Raw genomic sequence first — 21689 nt, 5'->3', positions numbered from 1 at the left:
GGCCCAGTGAATTTTCAAGGCTGGAAGCAAATGATCACTTCGACAGCACAACAGGAAGAATGCCGTCGAAAGAGTGCAGAAGGTATGCGGACATATTGGTGACTGAGAGGGAAGGTCAGATGGCCCGCATATGGGGACTGGCCGAGCCCTTGGCTCCGGTCAGCCGATAGGCATCGAAGACCCCGTCGATCTTCCTGACGGCCGCCAGGAGCGTGTTCAGATGCTGGGGATCGCCCATCTCGAAGACGAACTGGCTGACCGCCACCCGGTCACGGCCAGTGGACTGGCTGCCCGACAGGATGTTGACGCCGTGGTCGGACAGCACCTGGGTGATGTCCGAGAGCAGGTGGGGCCGGTCCAGGGCCTCCACCTGGATCTGGACCATGAAGGTGCCCTGTTTGCCCGTCCAAGAGACCTCGATGATCCGTTCGGGCTGCTTCTTGCGCAGGTCCAGAAGGTTCTGGCAGTCGGACCGATGGACCGAGACGCCCTGGTTGCGGGTGATGAACCCGGTGATGGGATCTCCCGGCACTGGGGTGCAGCAACGGGCCAGCTTGACCCAGACATCGTCCACGCCCTTGACCGAGATCCCCTGGGAGGTCTCCGGCCGGCTGGATTTGGCGACCCGCTGCAGAGGAATGGCCTCCTGCTCCACCTCGTCCTCAAGGGCCGACCGTCCAGCGTCATGAACCAGCCGGGAGATCACGTTCTGAGTGGAGACCTGTCCGTCGCCAATGGCAGCGTAGACCGCCTTCTCATTGGGATAGTTGAGCTCGTCGGCGGCCCCCACCATGGCTTCGGGGGTCAACAGGGTGGCCACGGGCAGGTTCCGCTTGCGCATGGCGCGGATCAGCTCGTCCTTGCCCTCCTCGATGGTCTCCGAACGACGCTCCTTGCTGAACCACTGACGGATCTTGCTGCGGGCGCGGGGGCTCTTGGCGAAGCTGAGCCAGTCGCGCGAGGGTCCGTCGGTGTCCGACTTGCTGGTCAGGATCTCGACCGTGTCCCCGTTGCGAAGCTTGGTGTCCAGGGGGACCAGACGGCCGTTCACCCTGGCGCCCATGGTTCTGTGCCCCACCTCGGTGTGGACGGCGTAGGCGAAGTCCACGGGGGTGGATTCGGCCGGCAGGGAGATGATCTTGCCCTTGGGGGTGAACACATAGACCTCGGCCGAACCCAGATCGTCCTTGAGGGAGCCCAAAAATTCGTTGGAGTCCGGAGTCTCGCTGGTCCAGTCGGCCAGCTGCTGGATCCAGGTCAGGTTGTCCTCCTGGGTCAGCTCCCCCTCCTGGCGTTCGCGCTTGACATCGGACTTGTCCGGCTGGGAGAGCTCACGGCCTGCGGAACCGTTCTCCTTGTACTTCCAGTGGGCGGCGATGCCGAACTCGGCCCGGCGGTGCATCTGCCAGGTGCGGATCTGGATCTCCACCGGCTTGCCGCCCGGGCCCACCACCGTGGTGTGCAGGGACTGGTAGCGGTTGGTCTTGGGCATGGCGATGTAGTCCTTGAACCGCCCAGGCACCGGGCTCCAGCGTGCATGGACGGCGCCCAGGGCCGCATAGCAGTCGCGGATGGTGTCCACGATGATGCGCACCCCTACCAGGTCGTAGATGTTGGCGAAATCGTGCCCTCGCACGATCATCTTCTGGTAGATGCTGAAGTAGTCCTTGGGCCGGCCGGTCACCTGAGCCTTGATGCCCTGGGCATCCAGATCCTCGTGGATCTCGTCCAGGATCTGCTTCAGGTAGACCTCCCGCTGGCCCGCCCTGCGGGAGACCAGCACTACGATTTCGTTGTAGATCTTGGGATAGAGGGTCTTGAAGCTGAGCTCCTCCAGCTCGGTCTTGATGGCGTTCATGCCCAGCCGGTTGGCAAGAGGCGCGTAGACATCAAGGGTCTCGCGGGCCTTGCGCTGGGCTGACGAGGCCTTGACGTAGCGCCAGGTGCGGGCGTTGTGGACCCGGTCGGCCAGCTTGACCACCAGGACGCGCACATCCCGGCTCATGGCCACGATCATCTTGCGGATGGTCTCGGCCTGGGCCGAATCGCCGTAGTCCATCTTGGATATCTTGGTGACCCCATCCACCAGACCGGCCACGGTGTCGCCGAACTCATTGCGGCACTGTTCCAGGGTGTAGTCGGTGTCCTCCACGGTGTCGTGCAGCAGGCCGGCCGAAACCACCGTGGGACCCATGCCCAGGTCGGCCAGGATCTGGGCCACAGCCAGCGGATGAATGATGTAGGGCTCGCCGGACTTGCGCCTTTGGTTGGCATGCTGGACTACAGCCCGGTCATAGGCGCGCTGGAGCATGGACAGGTCCTCGCCGGGATGGTGGGCGGCGCAGATCTCCTGGATGGGCATCAGGGGGTTGAGCGCATCGTCGCTGATCTCGCAGCCCAAGGCTCTGGAGGACAGGCCGGAAGGGGCCTGCTCGCCGACATCATTGCTGCAGACGCTGCCCTCCGGAGTGACCATTCAAGCCTCCAATATCCTGAATATAATGCACCAATCCTACACTTGCGCCTGACCCATTCAGGCCGTCCGTGTCCGAAGGATGCCTCATCGGCCCGTCGAGCCGAATCCGGCATCCGAACGCACCGAGCCAGGCAGACGTTCTGCGGGCACGAAACGGGCCTGCACGTAGCGCTGAATGATCAGCTGGGCAATGCGCTCCCCAGGCTCGAAGTGAACCGGCTCATGCGGATCCAAGTTGATCAGCGGCACCTTGATCTCGCCCCGGTACCCGGCATCGATGGTTCCTGGCGCGTTGAGCACGGTCACCCCCATCTTGACTGCCAGCCCCGAGCGTGGGTGAACCAGGCCGACGTACCCGTTGGGCAGGGCCAGAGCGACACCGGTGGGAACCAGCGCCCGCTGGAAGGGGGCCAGATCCACGGCCACCCTGGCTCGCAGATCGGCTCCTGCATCGCCAGGCATGGCGTATTCCGGCACCTCGGCCCCATCCAAGGATTCGAACAGGACCTCGACCGTTTCTGGCTCGTTGTAGGACTCGTCGTAGGCCATTAGGCGGCGCACTCCTTGCAGACGGGCTTGCCGTCGGGGGTTGTGTAGGCCAGCTGGCTCCGGTGTTTGACCAGGAAGCAGTTGGAGCAGATGAATTCATCGCCCTGCATGGGAATGACAGTCACCGAAGAGTCCTCATTGCTCAGGTCGGCGCCCGGCAGCTCATAGTCCTCGGCGATGGCGTTCTCGTCGTCGTCCAGATCGGCCCCGGCATCCTGGCCGCTTTTGCCCAGCTCCTGCAGGGATTCCTCGTCTTCGTCCTTGTCTCGCGGGGTATCGTAATCCTGTGCCATCGTGTACCCTTTCCTTGTTCGACCAGCCACCTCGTATGCCGGTCATTTCACACGATATGTACTGCGCATAGGATACACGATTTCAAAAGCACGTAAAATACGAACCATAGGGCACAATGGAAATACCTAAGGCCGTGTAAAGGAACCGTAAGAGGATAGGGGCGTGCATGTCTGAGAATGGGACCAGGGTGGCCAGCTTTGACCATGTCGACGACAGGGGCGATCTGGTCTTCGTCTGTGACCACCGGCACTTCGCCGTAAGGGTCGACGATGCGCTTGATCGCGCCATTCTTGAGGCCAAGCAGGTCAAGGAGGAAGAGGACGTGGACCCCCAGACCGGCAAGTCCAAGCCCCTGCCCGTCTCGGCCATTCAGGCGGCTGTGCGCGCCGGTGCCCGCCCCGAGCAGGTGGCTCAGCAATACGCTGTCAACGAAGCGCTGGTACGGCGTTTCGCGGCTCCCGTTGAAACCGAGAAGAAGTACGCCATCGAGCAGTTCCTGACCATGCCGGCGCCCAAGGGGTCGGGCGGGCGAAACTATCAGGAACTGATCGGCAAGGTGCTGGCCCGTGCGGGGGTCAGCCTGACACAGGTTTCCTGGCAGGCCACCAGACGAGGGTACGAACCCTGGAACATCAACGGCGTGTTTACGCTGGACAAACGGATTTTCAACGCCCGCTGGGCATGGAACATGCATGACAACACGGTGACCTGCCTGAACGGGGCCGCAAGGATGCTGCTGGACAATTCCACGGACGATCATGGCCAGGATCGGCCTGCTGAAGCGATTGACGATCAGACCGACAGGCGGCCTCCAAGCCAGAAGGATACCTTTACCCAAATAGAAGAAGAGGACGCCGGATCGGAAGGCCAGGAGAGCGGTGAACGTCAGGCGGCACTCACGGCCTGGCTCTATGGCAAGCCCAAGGAGAGCCAGGAGCGGACAGCCGAGCGGGAGCCCAGCCACCCCAGTGCAGAACTGACCGAGGACTCTGACACGGCCGAGCATCCTCCCATCAGAGACAACGAATCCACCATGGTCCTGCCCGTGCAGAACCATGGGCAGGGCCAGGCGAACCAGGAGCAGCCCCGGCAAGAGGATCCAGGCGATGATGCCGGACAGGACGAGCAGGAGGATCAGCCCAAGGAGGGCCGCCGCAGCAAGCGGGCCAAAAAACACTCCGGACGGTCGGCCGTGCCCAGCTGGGATGAGATCCTCTTCGGCAAGTAGTCAGACCAGATCGATCAGGCAGGGGATCTGCGTCTCCAGACGGGTCCATGAGCCATGGACGCCAGGCAGCCTGGTCGCTGCATCGGTCTGATCAGCCGAATTCACTAAGGTGATCCGATCGCCGGCCAGCACCAGAAGGTCGCCGATCATGGGTCGAATCCGGGCATCCACAGGACCGAAGATTCCCCCTTGGATGGCCTGGCCCCGGGTCAGCACCCAGGCTCGCTCCCCCAGACGCCCCCGCCAACGGGCGGCCACGACCTGGGGGTCCGCCCCCTGGTCCAGATAGAGCATGACCGCCCTGGGCTCGCCGCCCACCAGTCGCACATCCTGGCTCAGCTCCGGGTCCTGGGCGATGTCAATGCGCTGGTTCGGATCGGACTCAACCATGCCGTGATCGGCCACGATCACCGTCAGTGTCCCGGCGGGCAGGCGGCGATGAAGCTCGGCCAGCTGTGCATCGGTCGCTTCAAGAGCGGCCACCCACTCCTCGCCCTCCCAGCCGCTGTGGTGGCCCACCTTGTCCACATCGCGGATGTAGAGGTAGGTCAGCCCCGGCTGGCGGGCAGCCTGGCAGGCGGCCAGGAGACGCTGACGGGAGTGGTTGTGGGCCAGGTACTCCCCGCCGCGCAGAGCCGCGCGGGTCAGGGCTGAGTCGCGAAAACGCGGCAGGCCCGAGGAGGTGACACGCACCCCTTGCGCCTGGAGGGTCTCGAAGACCGTGGGACGGCGTTGCAGGCGCTCGGGATCCTGAGCCCCCCTGAACTGGATCATCTGGCCCAGCTGGCCGGTGTCCGGATTCAGCTGGGTGTAGCCGGTCATGCCGGTCAGCCCGGGGCTGGTTCCGGTGCCGAAGACGCCCATGGCCGCCACGGTCGTCGAGGGCAGGCTGGTGTAGAGGGGACGCTGGTTGATGGGTTCGGACAGCAGCGAGCGCAGGTAGGGCACATGGCCCTGGCGGCTGACCAGATTCCAGAATCCCAGCCCATCCACCAGGACGACGACCACCGACCGGGCCTCCGGCAGTCCCAGGGCCTTCTGGAGGGCCTCGGCAGACGGGTGGATGTCGGTGGCCACAGGCGTTCCCAGGCAGGCGCTCAGGGCAGGCAGGACGGCGGACAGATGCCTGGCCCCGCCAACATGGTTGTCATCCGCCCGGTCCCCGTATTGGATAGGCGGACTCGGCTGCAGCAGTTCCTTCATGTCAGGTGTATCCAGACCCATACAACCCATTCAAGCACGGTCAGGCCCCAGGCCGACACCGCATCCCTGCTGTCAATGCTTTGGCGGACCGTCCGGTTATCATAAGGCGGAACATGAAGGAGCAGGAGCTGGAGCATGGCAACTCATCGCAGGAGCAAGGCGGCGGGGTACGACCCCCGGCAGGTCAAGGAGCACATCGTCGAAACCCCTCTGAACGAGGAGATGAGCAAGTCCTTCCTGGAATACGCCTACTCGGTCATCTACGCCAGGGCCCTGCCCGACGCCCGTGACGGACTCAAGCCGGTCCAGCGGCGGATCATCTACCAGATGGGCCAGATGAACCTCAACCCCGACCGCCCTTATATGAAGTCCGCCAGGGCCGTGGGCGAGGTCATGGGCAAGCTGCACCCCCATGGCGACTCATCCATCTACGAGGCCATGGTGCGCCTGGCCCAGCCCTTTGCCATGCGCCTGCCCCTGGTCGACGGCCACGGCAACTTCGGATCCCTGGACGACGGCCCGGCTGCCTCCCGCTACACCGAGGCCAGGCTGGCTCCTGCGGCCCTGGGCATGAACGCCGACATCGACCAGGACACGGTGGACTTCTCCCCCAACTACGACAACAAGCTCAAGGAGCCCCAGGTCCTGCCCTCGGCCATCCCCAACCTGCTGGTCAACGGGGCCTCGGGCATCGCCGTGGGCATGGCCACCAACATGATCACCCACAACCTGGGCGAGGTGGTGGCCGCCGCCAAGTATCTGATGGCCCACCCGGACGCAGGGCTGGACGAGCTCATGCGCTACGTGCCCGGCCCGGATCTGCCCGGCGGCGGAGTCATCGTGGGACGGGACGGCATCCGCAAAGCCTACGAGCACGGCCGGGGGGCCTTCGTGACCAGGTCCGTCACCCACCTGGAGAACGTGACCGCCCGCAAGAAGGCCATCGTGGTCACTGAGCTGCCCTTCATGGTGGGCCCCGAGCGGGTTCTGGAGCGTATCTCCGATGGGGTGCGCAACCACAAGCTGGAGGGCATCTCCAGCGCCATCGACCTGACCGACCGGCACAACGGGACCCGACTGGTCATCGAGATCAAGACGGGATTCGATCCGGGCAAGGTCCTGGGCAAGCTCTTCAAGTACACGCCCCTGGAGGACTCCTTCACCATCAACAACGTGGCCCTGGTCCACGGACGGCCCAGAACCATGGGGCTCAAGGAGCTGCTGCAAGTCTGGGTGGAGCACCGGCGCACGGTCATCCATCGGCGCAGCGAGTTCCGCCGCAAGAAGGCCCTGGAGCGTCTGCACCTGGTCGAGGGGCTCCTGCTGGCCCTGGTCGACATCGACGAGGTCATCCAGGTCATCCGCAGCTCGGACGACGCGGATGCGGCCAAGACCAGGCTGATGGCGGTCTTCGACCTGGATCAGACCCAGGCCCAGTACATTCTTGACCTGCGGCTGCGGCGGCTGACCAAGATGAGCCGGATCGAGCTGGAGGGCGAACGAGACGACCTCAACAAGCAGCTGGAGGAGCTGGAGCGGATTCTGGGCTCTTCGGCCGAGCTGGATCGGGTGGTCATCCAGGAGATGGATCAGGCAGCGGCCCAGTGGGGCACGCCCAGGCGCACGGTCATCCTGGACCAGGAGCCCTCCGGCGACCTGGCCCCCGTGCAGTCGGCAGCCAGCGACCAGCAAACCGCTCAGCAGACCTCGGGCAAGGTCGCTGCTGGCTCCCAGGCTGCACTGCTGGCCAGCGGAGGAACCAGCCGCGGCGGCGACGGCGGCGACCTGCACATGGAGGACAAGCCCTGCACGGTCATGATGAGCGCCACCGGACTGCTGGCACGCAGCACCCCGGGCGCCCTGGATGCCTGGCGGTCCCGGCCGCGCAACCAGGACCGGGGGCATGACGACCAGGTCATCGCCATATTCGCCACCACTACCCTGGCCACCTACGGCCTGGTGACCACGGCTGGAAGGCTGATCACCGCCCACGTGGCCGACCTGCCGCTGATCCCGGCCACCGCCAACCCCAACCTGAGCGGGGGCATCGTGGCTGACGAGCTCCTGGGCGGGACCGCCAGCACCGAACCCCAGGCCGACGAGCACGCCGTCACCGTCATCGACATGAACGACTCCGCGCCTCTGGCCCTGGGCACCCGGCTGGGCACGGTCAAGCGCTGGAACCGCGAATCCCCGACCACCATGGACTCCTGGTCGGTCATCGACCTCAAGGGTGACGACCAGGTGGTCTTCGCAGCCCCCTGCCAGGACGGGGATCGGATGGTGCTCATCTCCTCGGATGCCAGCCTGCTGACCTTCACCGGGGACAAGGTTCGCCCCCAGGGCCGCAATGCGGCCGGCATGGCGGGCATCCGGCTGGCCCAGGGCTGCCAGGTCGCCGCCTTCGCGGTCGTGCCGGCCGGGGAGATCGGCTGGACCTATCAGGAGACGGGCGAGGATGGCATGAGCACCCAGGCCGGGGCCGTGGTCCTGACTGTGGCCGGCGACTCCGAGGCCCTGCCCGGCACCGAGAACGGGTCGGCCAAGCTGACCCCGCTGGAGATGTATCCGGTCAAGGGCCGCGGCACGAAAGGCGTGCGCTCCCAGCGCTTCCTCAAGGGTCAGGACACCCTGCTGTTGGCCCGGGTGGGCGCCTGGCCCCTGCACGCCAGCACCGCCGCCGGTTCTCCGGTCGAACTGCCCGAAGTGGACATGCGCCGGGACGCCTCCGGCCAGGAGCTGGCAGCGCCCATCGCCTTCGTGGCCTGAGGGCGCTCAGCAAGGGCTCAGTAGAGTGCCATGCCGCCCGGACCGGCCGTGAACCCGGCTGCGGCCAGGGCCATGCCCACCGGTTCGCGCATGGTCAGAGGCCGGCCATTGGCATCACTGAAGAGGATGCGTCCCTGTCCGTCCCGGCTCAGCCATGAGGCCAGCTGGGCGAAGGCGGCCTCCAGCAATCCACGCTCGGGCTCACCGAAGACCAGCAGATGATGACCCTTGGGCGCCGCATAGACCAGGGCGCGGCCATGATTCTGCACCAGGAGGTTCCCTATCCGCCGAATGGGCCGTCCGCCGCCATCCCCTGATGTGGTCGGCCAGGCAAGAGCCGTGCCATAGAGGTTGGCGGGATCGGTCACGTCCATGACCACGGGTTCGGCAGGTCGCTGCCCCGATCCGCCTTCGCCATCGCTTTTGCGCTCATCCTCTTGGAAGTCCCTGAGCTGGTTGATCACCTCTCTGGGGGCGAACTGGGCGCCGCCGAAGCCGTCGACGATGACCCCTCGCGTCAGCCGGCCGGCCTCCTCCATGCGCCTGCAGACCTGATAGAGGGCCGAGAATCCGCCGGGCAGGGACCGCACCTCAGGCAGCACCGGAGCCAGGAGCCCATAGCGGTCCAGGATGGCCTGCTCCTCGTGGACCAGGCTGACGGTCCGCTGGCGGTCACCGTCCTGGCTGCCTCTCGATTTGTCGATTGGATCGGGCATGCCCATCCCCGCTGCAACTGCTGCTGCTCCGCGCTCATCCGCAACAAGGGTCCAGAATCCCTCCGCCGCCGCTGACAAGGCAGATGAGCCGGCCGCCCGCGTCAAAGCCGCGCGTCCCAAGGACCTGCCGCGCCCACGCAGACCATGGGGCAAACGGCGGGCCCTCCCCGAGGGCTGCGGCCCTGATCCACGGACCAGCCGCCGAACAGGAGCCAGGGAGGCGTTGGTGACCAGCCCACGCCTGACCAGGCCCCAGAGCGAACGGGCCAGGGCCTCCTGGTCGGGGGCCTTAGAATCAGGGGACTCCATGCCATCCCCGCCCCGGCTGGCGCAGGCGCGCAGAAGGCGATCGAAGCGGTAGGCTCCCCCATCGGCCAGCACACCCAGCAGGACCTTTTCCAGATCGCCCGCGTTGCCCGGGTGGCTCAGGTTGCCGGTCCCATTTGTGGCTGACGGAGAACCGGCGGATTGTGCTGGAAGCTCCTCATCCAGGTCCTCGGCCAGGTAGAAGGTCATGGCGCCCAGCGGGCCCTCCCCCTGGTCGGACCCCACCCAGACCACCTGGCCCGAGGCCAGCAGATCGTCCATCAATGCGGGACCGTAATCACGCACCCTGGCCGGGAAGATGGCCGACTCCCAGAGTTCAGGCGGCAGAGCCAGCCCCTCCAGCTGCCCGACCACCTCCAGCAGTCCTTCGGCGCCCATCAAGGGCTCCTGGCCCAGGGGTGCCAGACCCTGCCGGTGAAGAAGGAAGTCGCTGTAGACATGGCCGGGAACGGGACTGGCGGCCTTGCTGGCCTTGGCCAGGGACCGCGAGCGCAGCCGACGGAAGACCTCGGGATCCAGCCACCCTCGGCGGGGTTGACCCCCCTCCCATCCAGGCTCGCCGTAGGCACGCAGGTCGGGCCGGGGGAAGACCCCGGTCATGAGCATTTCGCGAGCGGCCAGGGAACGCAGTCTGCCCTCCAAGAGAGCGCTGCCCAGGCCCAGGTGGCCGGCCAGATCCTGGGTGGTGAATGGCCCATGGACTGCGGCGTATTGCCTGACCAGCTGGTCGAAGGCCTCGCTGTCTGATTCCGATTCCTTTGTCGGCTGGGCGGATGGCTGGATGATGCCAGGGCCCAGAACCGCCGTCAGCCGCCCTGCCTGACCGGCCCATATCCAGCAGTCGCGAGCGCCTAACCTGACGGGAACCACCCTGGACTGGGTCCGCAGCTCCTCCAGCATGGCCCGGACCTGTGCCTGCGTCACCGGTTCGTCCTCCTGCCCGCGCATGCGCCGGCGAATCCCGGCCGGATCCATAGGGCCCAGGGTGCGCAGTAGGTCGGCCAGCCCCTCGGCCCCCCTGGCCCGGGTCCTGGGCGAAAGCCGCTGCAGATCAGCGGTCACCTGGTCGACGGTCTCCTGGTCCAGGAGGTCAGCCATGTCCACCTGGCCGACCATCTGCTCCAGCAGATCGGAGTCGATGGCCAGCATGGCGGCGTCGCGCTCGGCCTTGGGCATGTCGTACTGGTACATGAAGGTCCCCAGGTAGCCGAAGAGCAGCCCCGAGGCCATGGGCGAGGGGGTCCGGGTAAAGGCCGGGACCAGACGGGCGCTCCCCTGCTCCAGGTCGGCCATGAGCTCGCGCAGGGCAGGCATGTCGTAGACGTCCTGGAGGCACTCGCGCATGGTCTCCAGAACCAGGGGGAAGTCATCCTCCTTCAGGGCCGCGTCCAGCAGACGGGAGGCTCGAAGACGCTGCTGCCAGAGCGGCACCCTGCGGCCGGGCTCCATCCTGGGCATGTAGAGCGAGCGGGCTGCGCACTGGCGGAAGCGGGCCTGGAAGAGCGCCGAGCCGACCAGATGACGTCGGACCTCGCGCTCCACCTGATCGGGGGTGAATCCGAATATTCGCTGGTCTTCCAGGAAGGCATCGGTACCCGGGATCTGCACGACGATGCCGTCCTCCCCCGCCCAGACGGATCCGTCGTATCCGCGCTCGCGGGAGAGCCGGGCGGCGATGGCCAGGGCCCAGGGCTCGTTGACCCTGCGGCCGTATGGCGAATGGAGGATCAGCCTCAGATCGCCCTCCTCGTTGGGGCAGCGCTCTACCACCAGGTGACGGTCGTCGGGCACCCGGCCGGTGGAGGCCTGCTGCTCGGCCAGAAAGGCGGCCAGATTGTTGATGGCAGGACGGTCCAGGCCGTCCTCCAGCAGACGAGAACAGACGGGTTGAGTGAAGCCCGGCCGACCGGAGGCAGTCTGGACCGCCGGTATCAGGCCCTGGGACAGTTCCCTGGCCAGCCTGCCCAGACGACGGCCGAATGCGGGGTCACGGCCGGTGCCCTCCCCGTGCCAGAATGGCAGTCTGGCGGAGCGTCCCGGAGCGGGTACCACCACCACACGGTCGCGGGTGATCTGCTGGATCCTCCAGGAGGTGGTGCCCAGGGTGATCACGTCCCCCTTGCGGGACTCGTAGACCATCTCTTCGTCCAGTTCCCCCACTCGGCGGGGCTTGCCGCCGGCGGCCTCGGAGGGCATGACCACACTGTAGGAGCCGCGGTCGGGAATGGTGCCTCCGGAGGTCACCGCCAGTCGCTGTGCGCCGGGTCGGGCCGTCAGGGTTCCGGTCTGGCGGTCCCAGACCAGGATGGGACGGAAGGCGGTGAAATCCTGGGAGGTGTAGGCGCCGCTGAGCATGCCCAGCACCGCCCGGTAGACCTGCTGGTCCAGATGGGCGAAGGGCGCGGCCCGTCTGACCGTGGCCAGCCAGTCCTGCTCACTGAGCGGTCCCATGGCGGCCGCGGCCACCGTCTGCTGGGCCAGAACATCCAAGGGGCTGCTGGGCATGATGGTGGGTTCGATGTCGCCCTGGGCCATGCTCTCCATGCTGGCCGTGCACTCCAGGATCTGCTCGCGGGTCAGGGGGAAAAGCCTGGCTTGGGATACCCGACCGACCTGGTGATCGGCCCGGCCCACCCGCTGCAGTCCCGAGGCGGTCGACAGCGGGGCGTTGACCTGGATGACCAGATCGACCGAGCCCATATCGATGCCCAGCTCCAGGCTGGAGGTGGCCACCACACAGCGCAGTCTGCCGGCCTTGAGGTCATCCTCCACCTGGCGCCGGCGTTCCTTGGACACCGACCCATGGTGGGCCATGGCAATGGGTTGGTCGACGCTCTGGCCGGAAGTCCTCTCGGAAGTGGAACCGGTGGCCGAATCGTAGTGGGCGGGCTCCCTGGACTCATCTGTCTCATCGGAGAAACCCGGCTGGTCATGACCTGAGGCCTGCAGATCGGCTTGGTGCAGGTCGTTCAGCCGGGCGGTCAGGCGTTCGGCGAGCCCTCGGGAGTTGACGAAGACCAGGGTGGTGCGGTGGGACAGAACCTGGTCCAGAATGGCCCGCTCGATTGCTGGCCAGATGGACCCGCTTCTTTGGTCGCCCTCCTGACCTGACTCACCTGACTGACCGGGCGGCGCGGCCAGATCGCCCATGTCCTCCAGGGGCTCGATCAGGCGCAGGTCCATGGCTGTGGACGACTTGGGCTGGATCAGACTGACCTGACGGCTGCCACCCAGGAAACGTGCCACCTGCTCGGACGGCCGGACCGTAGCCGACAGGCCGATCCGCTGCACGGGCCCTCCGACCAGGTCGTCCAGCCGCTCCAGACTCAGGGCCAGATGAGCCCCGCGCTTGTTGCCCGCCAAAACGTGGATTTCGTCCACAATAACGGTTTGCACGTTCTTCAGCGTGCTAGCCGTTTTGGAGGTCAGCATCAGATAGAGGGATTCAGGGGTGGTGACCAGAATGTCTGGCGGATGGGCGGCCAGGGCTCTGCGGCCGCGGGCATCGGTGTCTCCGGTGCGGATGCCCGTCCGGACCTTGGGCGCTTTGCCTCCCTGCTGTTCAAACCGCTCGGCGATGCCTTCCAGCGGAGCCTGCAGGTTGCGGGCCACATCCGTCCCCAGGGCCTTCATGGGCGAGATGTAGAGCACGGCGACCCCAGGCTTCCGGGAGCGCCGGGGCCTGGTCATGAGCTCGTCGATGGCCCAAAGAAAGGCGGCCAGGGTCTTGCCCGAACCGGTGGGCGAAATGATCAGCGCATCGCCGCCTGCGCGGATGGCCGGCCAGGCCTGCACCTGGGTCGGCGTGGGACCCTCGGGGAAGGCCTGACGAAACCAGTCGGCCGTCTGCGGGGAGAAACTGCCCAAGGGATCGCCCATATGCGTCACACTCCTCTCCCCGCCCTTTCGGGCCTTGCCGAAGGCAGATCAGGTGTCGATCTTGCTCCGGTCGAAGTCGTCGGCATTGTCCACGATGAACTGCTTGCGGGGCGGCACGTCGTCCCCCATGAGCAGGGGGAAGATGCCGGCTGCCTGAGCGGCATCCTCCATGCGGATGCGGCGCAGCATGCGGGTCCTGGGATCCATGGTGGTGTCGGCCAGCTGGTCGGCGTCCATCTCGCCCAGACCCTTGTAGCGCTGCACATCGGGATTGTAGTCGATGTGCTTGGCATGCAGGTCGGCCAGCTTGCCCTCCAGCTCATCGTCCGAATAGGTGTAGATGAACTTCCCTTTGTTCTTGCCTGCCAGGGCGATTCGATGCAGGGGCGGCACGGCTGCGTAGACCCGCCCGTTCTCGATCAGGGGCCGCATATAGCGGTAGAAGAGGGTCAGCAGGAGGATGCGGATGTGGGCGCCGTCCACGTCGGCGTCGGTCATCATGATGACCTTGTTGTAGCGGGCCTGGTCGATGTCGAAGCTGGCCCCCGAGCCGGCGCCGACCACCTGGATGATGGAGGCGCACTCCTTGTTGGTCAGCATCTGGGACAGGGAGGCCTTCTGCACGTTGAGGATCTTGCCGCGGATGGGCAGCAGGGCCTGGAACATGGAGTTTCGGGCGGCCTTGGCCGTGCCCAGGGCGGAGTCGCCCTCGACGATGAACAGCTCGGCGATGTCATCGTTGCCGGGCATGGAATCCGAGAGCTTGGAGGGCATGGAGGCCGATTCCAGGGCGTTCTTGCGCCTGGTGACCTCCTTGGTCTTCCGGGCCTGGACGCGGGCATGCATCTCGCCGACGATCTTCTCCAGCACCTGGCCAGACTGCTCCTTGAAGCCGCGCTTGGAGCCGCTGATCATCTGGCCGAACTGGTCGTCGGTCATCCGGGTGACGATGGGTTTGACCTGGGCCGTGCCCAGCACGTCCTTGGTCTGGCCCTGGAACTGCGGCTCGGCAATGCGCACGGTGACCACGGCCACCAGCCCGGCCAGGACGTCGTCGCGCTCCACCTTGGTATGGGAGTCCTTGAGGTTGACCTTGAGACGGCGGGCGTTGGCCTCCACGGCCTTGCGCACCTGGCGGGTCATGGCGTTCATGAACCCGTCCACGTGCATGCCCCCGCCGGGCGTCTCCACCACATTGACGAAGCTGCGGACGACTGAATCGTAGTCGTTGACCCAGCGCAGTGCGATATCCACCCCGCAGACACGTTCCACCTGCTCGGCGTGCAGCTCGCCATCGGGGCCCACCCGCTGGGTCTCCTCCTGGTAGGTGTCCTGGCCGCTGATCCGCCAGATGTCGCTGACCGGCTCGCCCTTGGACAGGAAGTCCACGAAGTCCGTCACCCCGCCGGTGTGCAGGAACTCCTCCACCCGCTGATGGCCGGACTGGTCCTCCGGCTGCAGCATGGCCCGGTCGGCCCGCTCGGTGGCCGAAAGGTCGGCATCATCCGCCTGCGCATCCTCGGCAGGTTGGTCTTCGGCGCCTTCTTCTGGCCAGTCCCCGCTGTCAGACGGTTCACCAAGGTTCCCCTGAATGTCCTGATCGTCCGGTTCCGCAGCAGGTTCGCCGTCAACCTCCAGGCGCAGGTCCTGCTGGGCGCTTCCTGTGGCGGGGATGCGCTCGTCGATCACGGTGATCTTGAGGCCGGGCACCAGGAAGCTGGTCTGACGCACCCGGTCGATCAGCTGGGCGTAGCTGAACCGGGCCGTCGAGTTGAAAATTTCCGGATCGGCCCAGTAACGCACCCTGGTGCCGGTCCGGGACTTGGGCACGCTGCCCACCACTTCCAGAGGCGTAGGCCGGTTCTTCCTGGTGCGCTTGAAGGGCGAATCAGGCGAGGGATGCTCCGGATCCGGGTCCTGGTAGGTGCCGGGATGGCCCTGGTGGAAGCGCATCCGGTGGGTCTTGCCGTCCCTGTCCACCTCCACGTCCAGTCGGGAGCTCAGAGCGTTGACCACCGAAGAGCCCACGCCGTGCAGACCACCCACGGCCGTATAGGAAGAGTTGCCGAACTTGGCGCCGGCATGAAGCTTGGTCAGGACCACCTCCACGCCGGTCAGCCCCGTGCGAGGCTCAATATCGACGGGGATGCCTCGTCCATTGTCGTCCACCTCGATGGAGCCGTCCTGGTGCAGGATGACCTTGATGTGGTCGCACTGGCCGGCCAGAGCCTCGTCCACGGCGTTGTCGATGATCTCCCAAAGGCAGTGCATGAGCCCCTGGCTGTCCGTGGTACCGATGTACATGCCTGGACGCTTGCGCACTGCGTCCAGCCCATCCAGAACCGTCAGACTGCCGGCACCATAGGACTTTCCCTTATCAGGCTTTTTCGCCACCATTTACCTCGCCGTTCACCTCATGGCGCCCACGGGGACAGGAGTCCTCGCGTGGGCGGTCGCTTACGCACCGATGACCATTTCTAGCAAGGAGGCCTCGACAGCATCAGAACCTCCCCGCCGGGCGCAGAGGTCACTGATCCAGGAAGTCCCGCAGGGTCTGCGAGCGCGAGGGATGCCGCAGCTTGGACATGGTCTTGGACTCGATCTGGCGGATGCGCTCACGGGTGACCCCGTAGACGCGGCCGATGTCGTCCAGGGTCTTGGGCTGTCCATCCTCCAGGCCGTAGCGCATCTTGATGACGCCGGCCTCACGGGGGCTCAGGGTCTCGAGAACCTGCTGGAACTGCTCCTGCAGCAGGGAGAAGGCCACGGCATCCGAGGGGGCGATGGCGTCGGTGTCCTCAATCAGGTCGCCGAACTCCGAGTCGCCGTCCTCACCCAGAGGGGTGTGCAGGGAGATGGGCTCGCGGCCGTACTTCTGGACCTCCTGGACCTTCTCGACGGGCATGTCCAGTTCCCTGGCCAGCTCGTCGGGGGTGGGTTCGCGGCCCAGGTCCTGCAGCATCTGACGCTGGACGCGGGAAAGCTTGTTGATGACCTCGACCATGTGGACGGGCACGCGGATGGTGCGGGCCTGGTCGGCCATGGCCCTGGTGATGGCCTGACGAATCCACCAGGTGGCGTAGGTGGAGAACTTGTAGCCCTTGGTGTAGTCGAACTTCTCCACGGCACGAATCAGACCCAGGTTGCCTTCCTGGATCAGGTCCAGGAAGAGCATGCCCCTGCCGGTGTAGCGCTTGGCCAGGGAGACCACCAGTCGCAGGTTGGCCTCCAACAGATGGTCCTTGGCCTTCTTCCCGTCGTTGGCGGCCCACTTGAGCTCGCGGCGACGCTTGAAGTCCATGTCCTCGCCCTCGGTATCCAGCAGATGCTGGGCGTAGAGGCCGGCCTCGATGCGCTCCGAGAGGTCCACCTCCTGCTCGGCGTTCAGCAGGCTGACGCGGCCGATCTGCTTGAGGTAGTCCTTGACAGGATCGGCAGTGGCGCCGGCGGTGACCACACGACGCTTGGGATTGCCTGAGGGGGTGACATTCTCGTCGTCATCGGAATCGTCGACGACAAAGGCGCCCTTGACCTTGGCTGCGAGGGCATGGGCGGCCTTGCGGTCCTCTTCGGCCTCATCCTGGACCTGGGAGGCCTCATCCTCCTCCTGATCGCCCTCGTCGGGCTCGTCCTCCAGCTGGTCGTCGTCCTCCTGATCCTCGAGCAGGTCCTCGTCGGGCTCCTGCTCCTCCTGCTGGCGGATGGGCTTCTCTTCGACCTTCTTGGCGGTCTTGGAGGCCGGACGGCGGTTCGTCTTGGTCGCCGAGGTGCTAGTGGCGGCGCTCTTGCGGGACGCGGTCTTGCGGGACGCCTTGCTGCTGGTCTTGGACCTGGTGGCGGTCTTGGTCTTGCCGGCAGTTGAACTGGTCCGGCCCTTTTCGGTATCCACTGCGGCTGTCTTGGCTGACTTGGTGTCCTTCGTGGCCAAATTCTCCTCCTGGATCATCCCACCCGCCGACACTGCTTTTAGGGCACAGCTCTGGCAAGGTCAAATCGTAGACTCATTAAAGTGAACCACCCCAGGGGGACGATTATTCCCGATTCAGCCCAATTGCCTCCAAGCCGGGTCGATGCCGCGGCCTATCAAGGCCAGGACGATGGCGGCCAGGCTGCAGGAGCGGTCGTCTGCCAGAGCTTTCTCCGCAAACCCCGATGCTCGGGATCCCCCACTCCACCAGTCGACATAAGCCGCGACCGCCAGTGGCTGGGACCGAAACCCCGGCGGAACCTGATCTGCCATGGCTTCAAGCATGGCAAGCCCAGCACGGCAACGGGGCTGGTCCGGCCGTGTTGCGGTGTCCTTGAAGACCGCATCCAGGATGCTGCAGAGCGCCGTCACATTCGATGGATCGTTGGGACGAACGCAAAGATCCATCAGCCGATCGCTGTCCAGGCCAGGCTCGGGTGCCAGAATGGACAAAATAAGCCCGTCGCGTATGGCCAGCGTCTCCTTAATGGCCACGGCCAGGCAGTCGGCCGAGTCGGCGTCCAACCGCTGGCACGTCTGCGGCCCTTGCAAACCAGCGGTCCAGTCTGTCAGAGGTTGCTGGAGCCATCGTCTGTCGGCCTCTTCCACACCCCATCGTCGTCGGCCCTCTCGGTAGTGCTCCACCAGGTCTTTCATGCCGTATTCATGCGCATCGTCCATGCCGTCATCGCCTCCCATCCGCTCCCGGTATGAGCACCGGGAGCCTTGGCACCATCCTGATCCAGCTGGAATCGCGAGGAAAGCCACAACCGATCATGTGGTCAAGTGGTGTCATCCATCCACCATGGTCCTGGCAGCCTGTTCGCTGGGCAGATATGCGGATAGGCTCTAAGGCATGAAAAGCGTGACTGCAGCACGGGTCGAACAGCGCATGGAGGAACTGCTCCTACGCCGTTGCGACCATCTGATTGCTCCAGAGTCCGGACCGGACCAACCCCTGGATCAGAACCCCTCCCAGGAGGCTTTGCAGGAGGTCATCCTCCAGGCAATCGAGGCTGGCCGCGGCGGCAAACGCCTGCGCGCCCTGCTGCTCTGCGACGTCTGGCGGGCTCTGGAGTCCGAGCAGAATCCTGACCGTGAACAGGCGGTAGTGGACCTTGCCTGCGCCTTGGAGGTCTATCAGACCAGCGCGCTGGTCCACGACGACATCATCGACGGCTCCCCCCGTCGTCGGGGCCGTCCTGCCGCCCATCTGGCCCTGAGCCGGTCGGTTGCCGGAAACGATTCGAGCGGCCGGGCGCCCGCAAAACCTGATGCCCGCGGCGCCGGCCTAGGCATCCTCCTTGGCGACCTGCTGGCATCGCTGAGCACGGACATGGCCCTCCAGGCGGCTGCCAAGCTGCCTCAGGGAGCGGCCATCGGCAGGGCCTTTCAAGCCATGCAGACGGCTGTGGTCACCGGCCAGGTCCTGGACATGGGCATGGAGGAGGCCTGTCTGGACGATCCGGGACGCCTGCGCCGCCAGGCCCTGCACACCATGGCCTGGAAGACCGCCTCCTACACCACCCTGGCCCCGCTGGCTCTGGGCCTGCTGGCCTCTGGTGCAGACCTGGAAGAGCATAAAGAGTCCGTGCGCGCCCTGGGTCTGGATCTGGGTCTGGCCTACCAGCTGGCGGATGATCTGCTGGATGTAACAGGCGACGACCGACGTACCGGCAAACCCGTTGGTGGCGATATCCGCGAGGGCAAGCGGACCGTCCTCCTGGCCGACACCCTGGCCATGGCCGATCCTGACCAGGCCAAGGAAATCCGCCGACTGTACAGTTGCACCTCCCAAGTCCGCAACAAGACCCAGGTGAATATGGTCCGTGACCTGATGCAGTCCTGCGGGGCCGTAGAGGCCAGCCGTCGACGCATGGCTGACCTGTCCGTCCGAGCCCAGGCCCGAGCCCAGGCCCTGGCCGATCGTCTGCATCTGTCGACAGGGGGCCGAACCATCTTCCTAGAGGCCTGCCGACGCTTCCTGCCGCTTGCCACCACCGCCGGGTATCATGAACGTGTATCTTCCATTGATGCCGAGGCCGGTCAGGCCTCCGAGGTGCAGAGGGCCGGACAAGACGAGCATGAGTGAAGCGGACGAGAGGACCAGCGACCGGATCATCGACGGGCGCTACCGCATTCTGCGTGAGATCGCACAGGGTGGCATGGCCACGGTCTACGAGGCCTTGGACCAGCGGCTGTCCAGGCATGTGGCGGTCAAGATCATGCACACCATGCTGGCCCAGGGGCCGCACAGGGCCCAGTTCGAGGAGCGCTTCCGCCGGGAGGCCAGGTCCGCGGCTGCCATCGCCAACCCCCACATCGTCCAGGTCTACGACACGGGCGTCGATCAGGGGCTGGATTACCTGGTCATGGAGTATGTCCACGGCATCAGCCTGCGGCGGGACATGGCCCGGCAGGGCGTCTATCCCCTGAAGGAGACCCTGCGCATCCTGGGCGAGATCCTGGACGGCCTGGCCTCCGCCCACCGAGCCGGCGTCATCCACCGCGACATCAAGCCGGAAAACATCCTCATCAACGACCGCGGCCACGTGGAGATCACCGACTTCGGCCTGGCCCGCGCCGCCGCCCAGGCCACCCTGTCCTCGACGGGCATGCTCATGGGCACAGCCGCCTACCTGGCACCCGAGACCATCGAGAACAATGAGGCCTCCCCCCAGAGCGACCTCTACGCCGTGGGCATTATCGCCTACGAGATGCTGACCGGCACGGTCCCCTTCGCCAGCGACAATCCGGTGACCATCGTCTTCAAGCACGTCCACGAGGACGTCCCCTCCCTGGCCAGGGTCTGCCCGGGAATCGACCCGTCTGTGGCCGCCCTGGTCTCCGGGATGACCGACCGCTCCCCCGAGCATCGCCCGGATGACGCAGGCAAGGCCCTGGAGAGCCTGAGGAAGGTGGTCAAGGGACTGGACCGACAGGCCATGGACTACGTGCTGCCTGCAGGGGCCGCAGCAGCCGCAGCCAGTGGACAGCCCGAGTCCGCCATCGCCGGAACCGCTGAGCACGACCCTGAGGTGACCGGGTCGCCAAGGCAGACGGCTACAGCTGCCAATGACGACGAGGAGGCGGCCAGAGACCCGGAGAATTCGGACACGGTTCTGTCTGTGCCCGTCCCGCCAGAAACCGATGCGGGCGCAGCGACCAGACGCTATCAGCTCAACGACGTGGACACCCCCTCCCGAGCCGAGACCACGACCGTTCTGCAGCCTCAGGATCCGGCAGCATCTTCCGCCGATGCAACGACCATGCAGCAAGGCGCTGAAGCGGCTCAACCCAAGCACCGGCATCGGGGTTTGATCATTGTGCTGGTGGTTCTGCTGGTCCTGGCCCTGGCAGGAGGCGGCGGTGGCGCCTGGTGGTACTTCCTGGGTCCGGGCAGCTATGTCGCCCTGCCCAAGCCGGATGACGTCTCCTGCTCCGAGAACCAGGAGTGCAAGGTCGTCGGCGCCGACTTCGCCAAGTACGCCCGCACACTCAAGGTCGCCGGCATCCAGGTCGACACCGCCTATGACTTCAGCGACCAGGTGGCCAAGGGAGCCGTCATGGCCGCGGATCCCGATACCGTCGGAGCCCATATCAGCAAGAGGGGCGGCAGGCTCAAATTGACCGTCTCCAAGGGGGTGCGCCAGGCCACGGTGCCCAAGGACATCCTCACGCCGGAAACACCCAATGGCAAGGATCCGGTGCAGGCCTTGAAGGCAGCCGGGTTCGACAGGATAGACCACGATACCTCCAAGGACCAGTACTCCATGGACATCCCCGAGGGAGCCGCCATTTCAGTGGATCCGGCACCAGGGACCAAGACCCGCCACGATGCCAAGGTCAGCCTGGTCCTGTCCAAGGGTCGCATGCCCGTGGCCATGCCCGATATCGTCGGCAAGGCCAGGGATGAGGCCAAGGCGGCCCTGGAAGCCCTTCGGCTCAAGGTCAGCTACAGCGAGGACTGGTCTGACAAGGTGCCACGCAACCAGGTGATCTCCGCCTCCCACCAGGCCCAGGAGCAGCTGCACTGGGGCGATGCGGTCAACGTGGTGATCTCCAAGGGGCCGCAGTCCATCACCATGCCCGACGTGAAAGGCAAGAGCCAGGACGAGGCCACCAGGATCCTGGAGGGATACGGGCTCAAGGTCAACATCTCCGCTCCCTTGGGCAACCTGACGCACACGGTGCGCATCCAGGACCCCAATCCCGGCAGTCAGGTCAAGGTGCTCAACGATGACGGCTCGCCGGCCGTCGTGACCCTGACTGTGGTCTGAA

12 protein-coding genes are annotated in these 21689 nt (G+C 65.6%); 4 read left to right on the top strand and 8 right to left on the bottom strand.

Going from position 1 to position 21689, the window contains the following annotated elements:
• Positions 1-115: 115 nt before the first annotated feature.
• From QRX40_RS07155 to QRX40_RS07145, 3 genes are all read right to left on the bottom strand, one after another.
• Positions 116-2476, bottom strand: coding sequence for a bifunctional (p)ppGpp synthetase/guanosine-3',5'-bis(diphosphate) 3'-pyrophosphohydrolase (locus tag QRX40_RS07155; protein WP_313837335.1), 2361 nt, complete (start codon positions 2474-2476; stop codon positions 116-118).
• A gap of 84 nt (positions 2477-2560) precedes the next feature.
• Positions 2561-3025 carry a dUTP diphosphatase gene (gene dut / locus QRX40_RS07150; RefSeq protein WP_306222012.1) on the bottom strand — a complete coding sequence of 155 codons (465 nt, stop codon included), beginning with the start codon at positions 3023-3025 and terminating at the stop codon, positions 2561-2563.
• Entirely contained in the window at positions 3025-3318 is a 294-nt protein-coding gene (locus QRX40_RS07145) for a DUF4193 domain-containing protein (RefSeq protein WP_024627827.1), read from the bottom strand. Before QRX40_RS07145 ends, dut begins: the two co-directional genes overlap by 1 nt.
• Before the next feature lie 167 nt (positions 3319-3485).
• Between QRX40_RS07145 and sepH the strand changes: the two genes are divergently transcribed.
• Positions 3486-4547, top strand: a complete 1062-nt coding sequence (sepH, locus tag QRX40_RS07140) for a septation protein SepH (protein ID WP_313837331.1) — start codon at positions 3486-3488, stop codon at positions 4545-4547.
• On the opposite strand, the gene QRX40_RS07135 is transcribed toward sepH, so the two are convergent.
• Positions 4548-5771, bottom strand: a complete 1224-nt coding sequence (locus tag QRX40_RS07135; protein WP_313837329.1) for an alkaline phosphatase family protein — start codon at positions 5769-5771, stop codon at positions 4548-4550.
• A gap of 114 nt (positions 5772-5885) precedes the next feature.
• Between QRX40_RS07135 and QRX40_RS07130 the strand changes: the two genes are divergently transcribed.
• Positions 5886-8519: a DNA topoisomerase IV subunit A gene (locus tag QRX40_RS07130; RefSeq protein ID WP_313837327.1), complete on the top strand. Its 2634-nt coding sequence runs from the start codon at positions 5886-5888 to the stop codon at positions 8517-8519.
• A 17-nt stretch (positions 8520-8536) separates the two neighbouring features.
• Here QRX40_RS07130 and QRX40_RS07125 read toward each other — a convergent pair whose 3' ends face one another.
• The 4 genes from QRX40_RS07125 to QRX40_RS07110 all read right to left on the bottom strand — a co-directional run bounded on the left by QRX40_RS07125 (position 8537) and on the right by QRX40_RS07110 (position 18107).
• Entirely contained in the window at positions 8537-13441 is a 4905-nt protein-coding gene (locus tag QRX40_RS07125; protein WP_313837325.1) for an ATP-dependent helicase, read from the bottom strand.
• A 48-nt stretch (positions 13442-13489) separates the two neighbouring features.
• Positions 13490-15838, bottom strand: a complete 2349-nt coding sequence (locus QRX40_RS07120; protein ID WP_313837323.1) for a DNA topoisomerase IV subunit B — start codon at positions 15836-15838, stop codon at positions 13490-13492.
• 130 nt (positions 15839-15968) lie between these two features.
• Positions 15969-17369, bottom strand: a complete 1401-nt coding sequence (locus QRX40_RS07115) for an RNA polymerase sigma factor (protein WP_313837321.1) — start codon at positions 17367-17369, stop codon at positions 15969-15971.
• A gap of 114 nt (positions 17370-17483) precedes the next feature.
• Positions 17484-18107 carry a hypothetical protein gene (locus QRX40_RS07110; RefSeq protein ID WP_313837319.1) on the bottom strand — a complete coding sequence of 208 codons (624 nt, stop codon included), beginning with the start codon at positions 18105-18107 and terminating at the stop codon, positions 17484-17486.
• A 166-nt stretch (positions 18108-18273) separates the two neighbouring features.
• Between QRX40_RS07110 and QRX40_RS07105 the strand changes: the two genes are divergently transcribed.
• Entirely contained in the window at positions 18274-19500 is a 1227-nt protein-coding gene (locus tag QRX40_RS07105) for a polyprenyl synthetase family protein (protein ID WP_313837317.1), read from the top strand.
• On the top strand, positions 19493-21688 hold the full coding sequence (locus QRX40_RS07100) for a protein kinase domain-containing protein (protein WP_313837315.1): 2196 nt from the start codon (positions 19493-19495) through the stop codon (positions 21686-21688). The genes QRX40_RS07105 and QRX40_RS07100 overlap by 8 nt, the downstream gene beginning before the upstream one ends.
• The last annotated feature ends 1 nt before the right edge of the window (position 21689 follow it).

It is taken from the genome of Bifidobacterium sp. H6bp9, from assembly GCF_032193695.1.
Lineage (GTDB): Bacteria > Actinomycetota > Actinomycetes > Actinomycetales > Bifidobacteriaceae > Bombiscardovia > Bombiscardovia kimbladii.
This window is presented reverse-complemented; position numbering and strand designations above follow the sequence as displayed.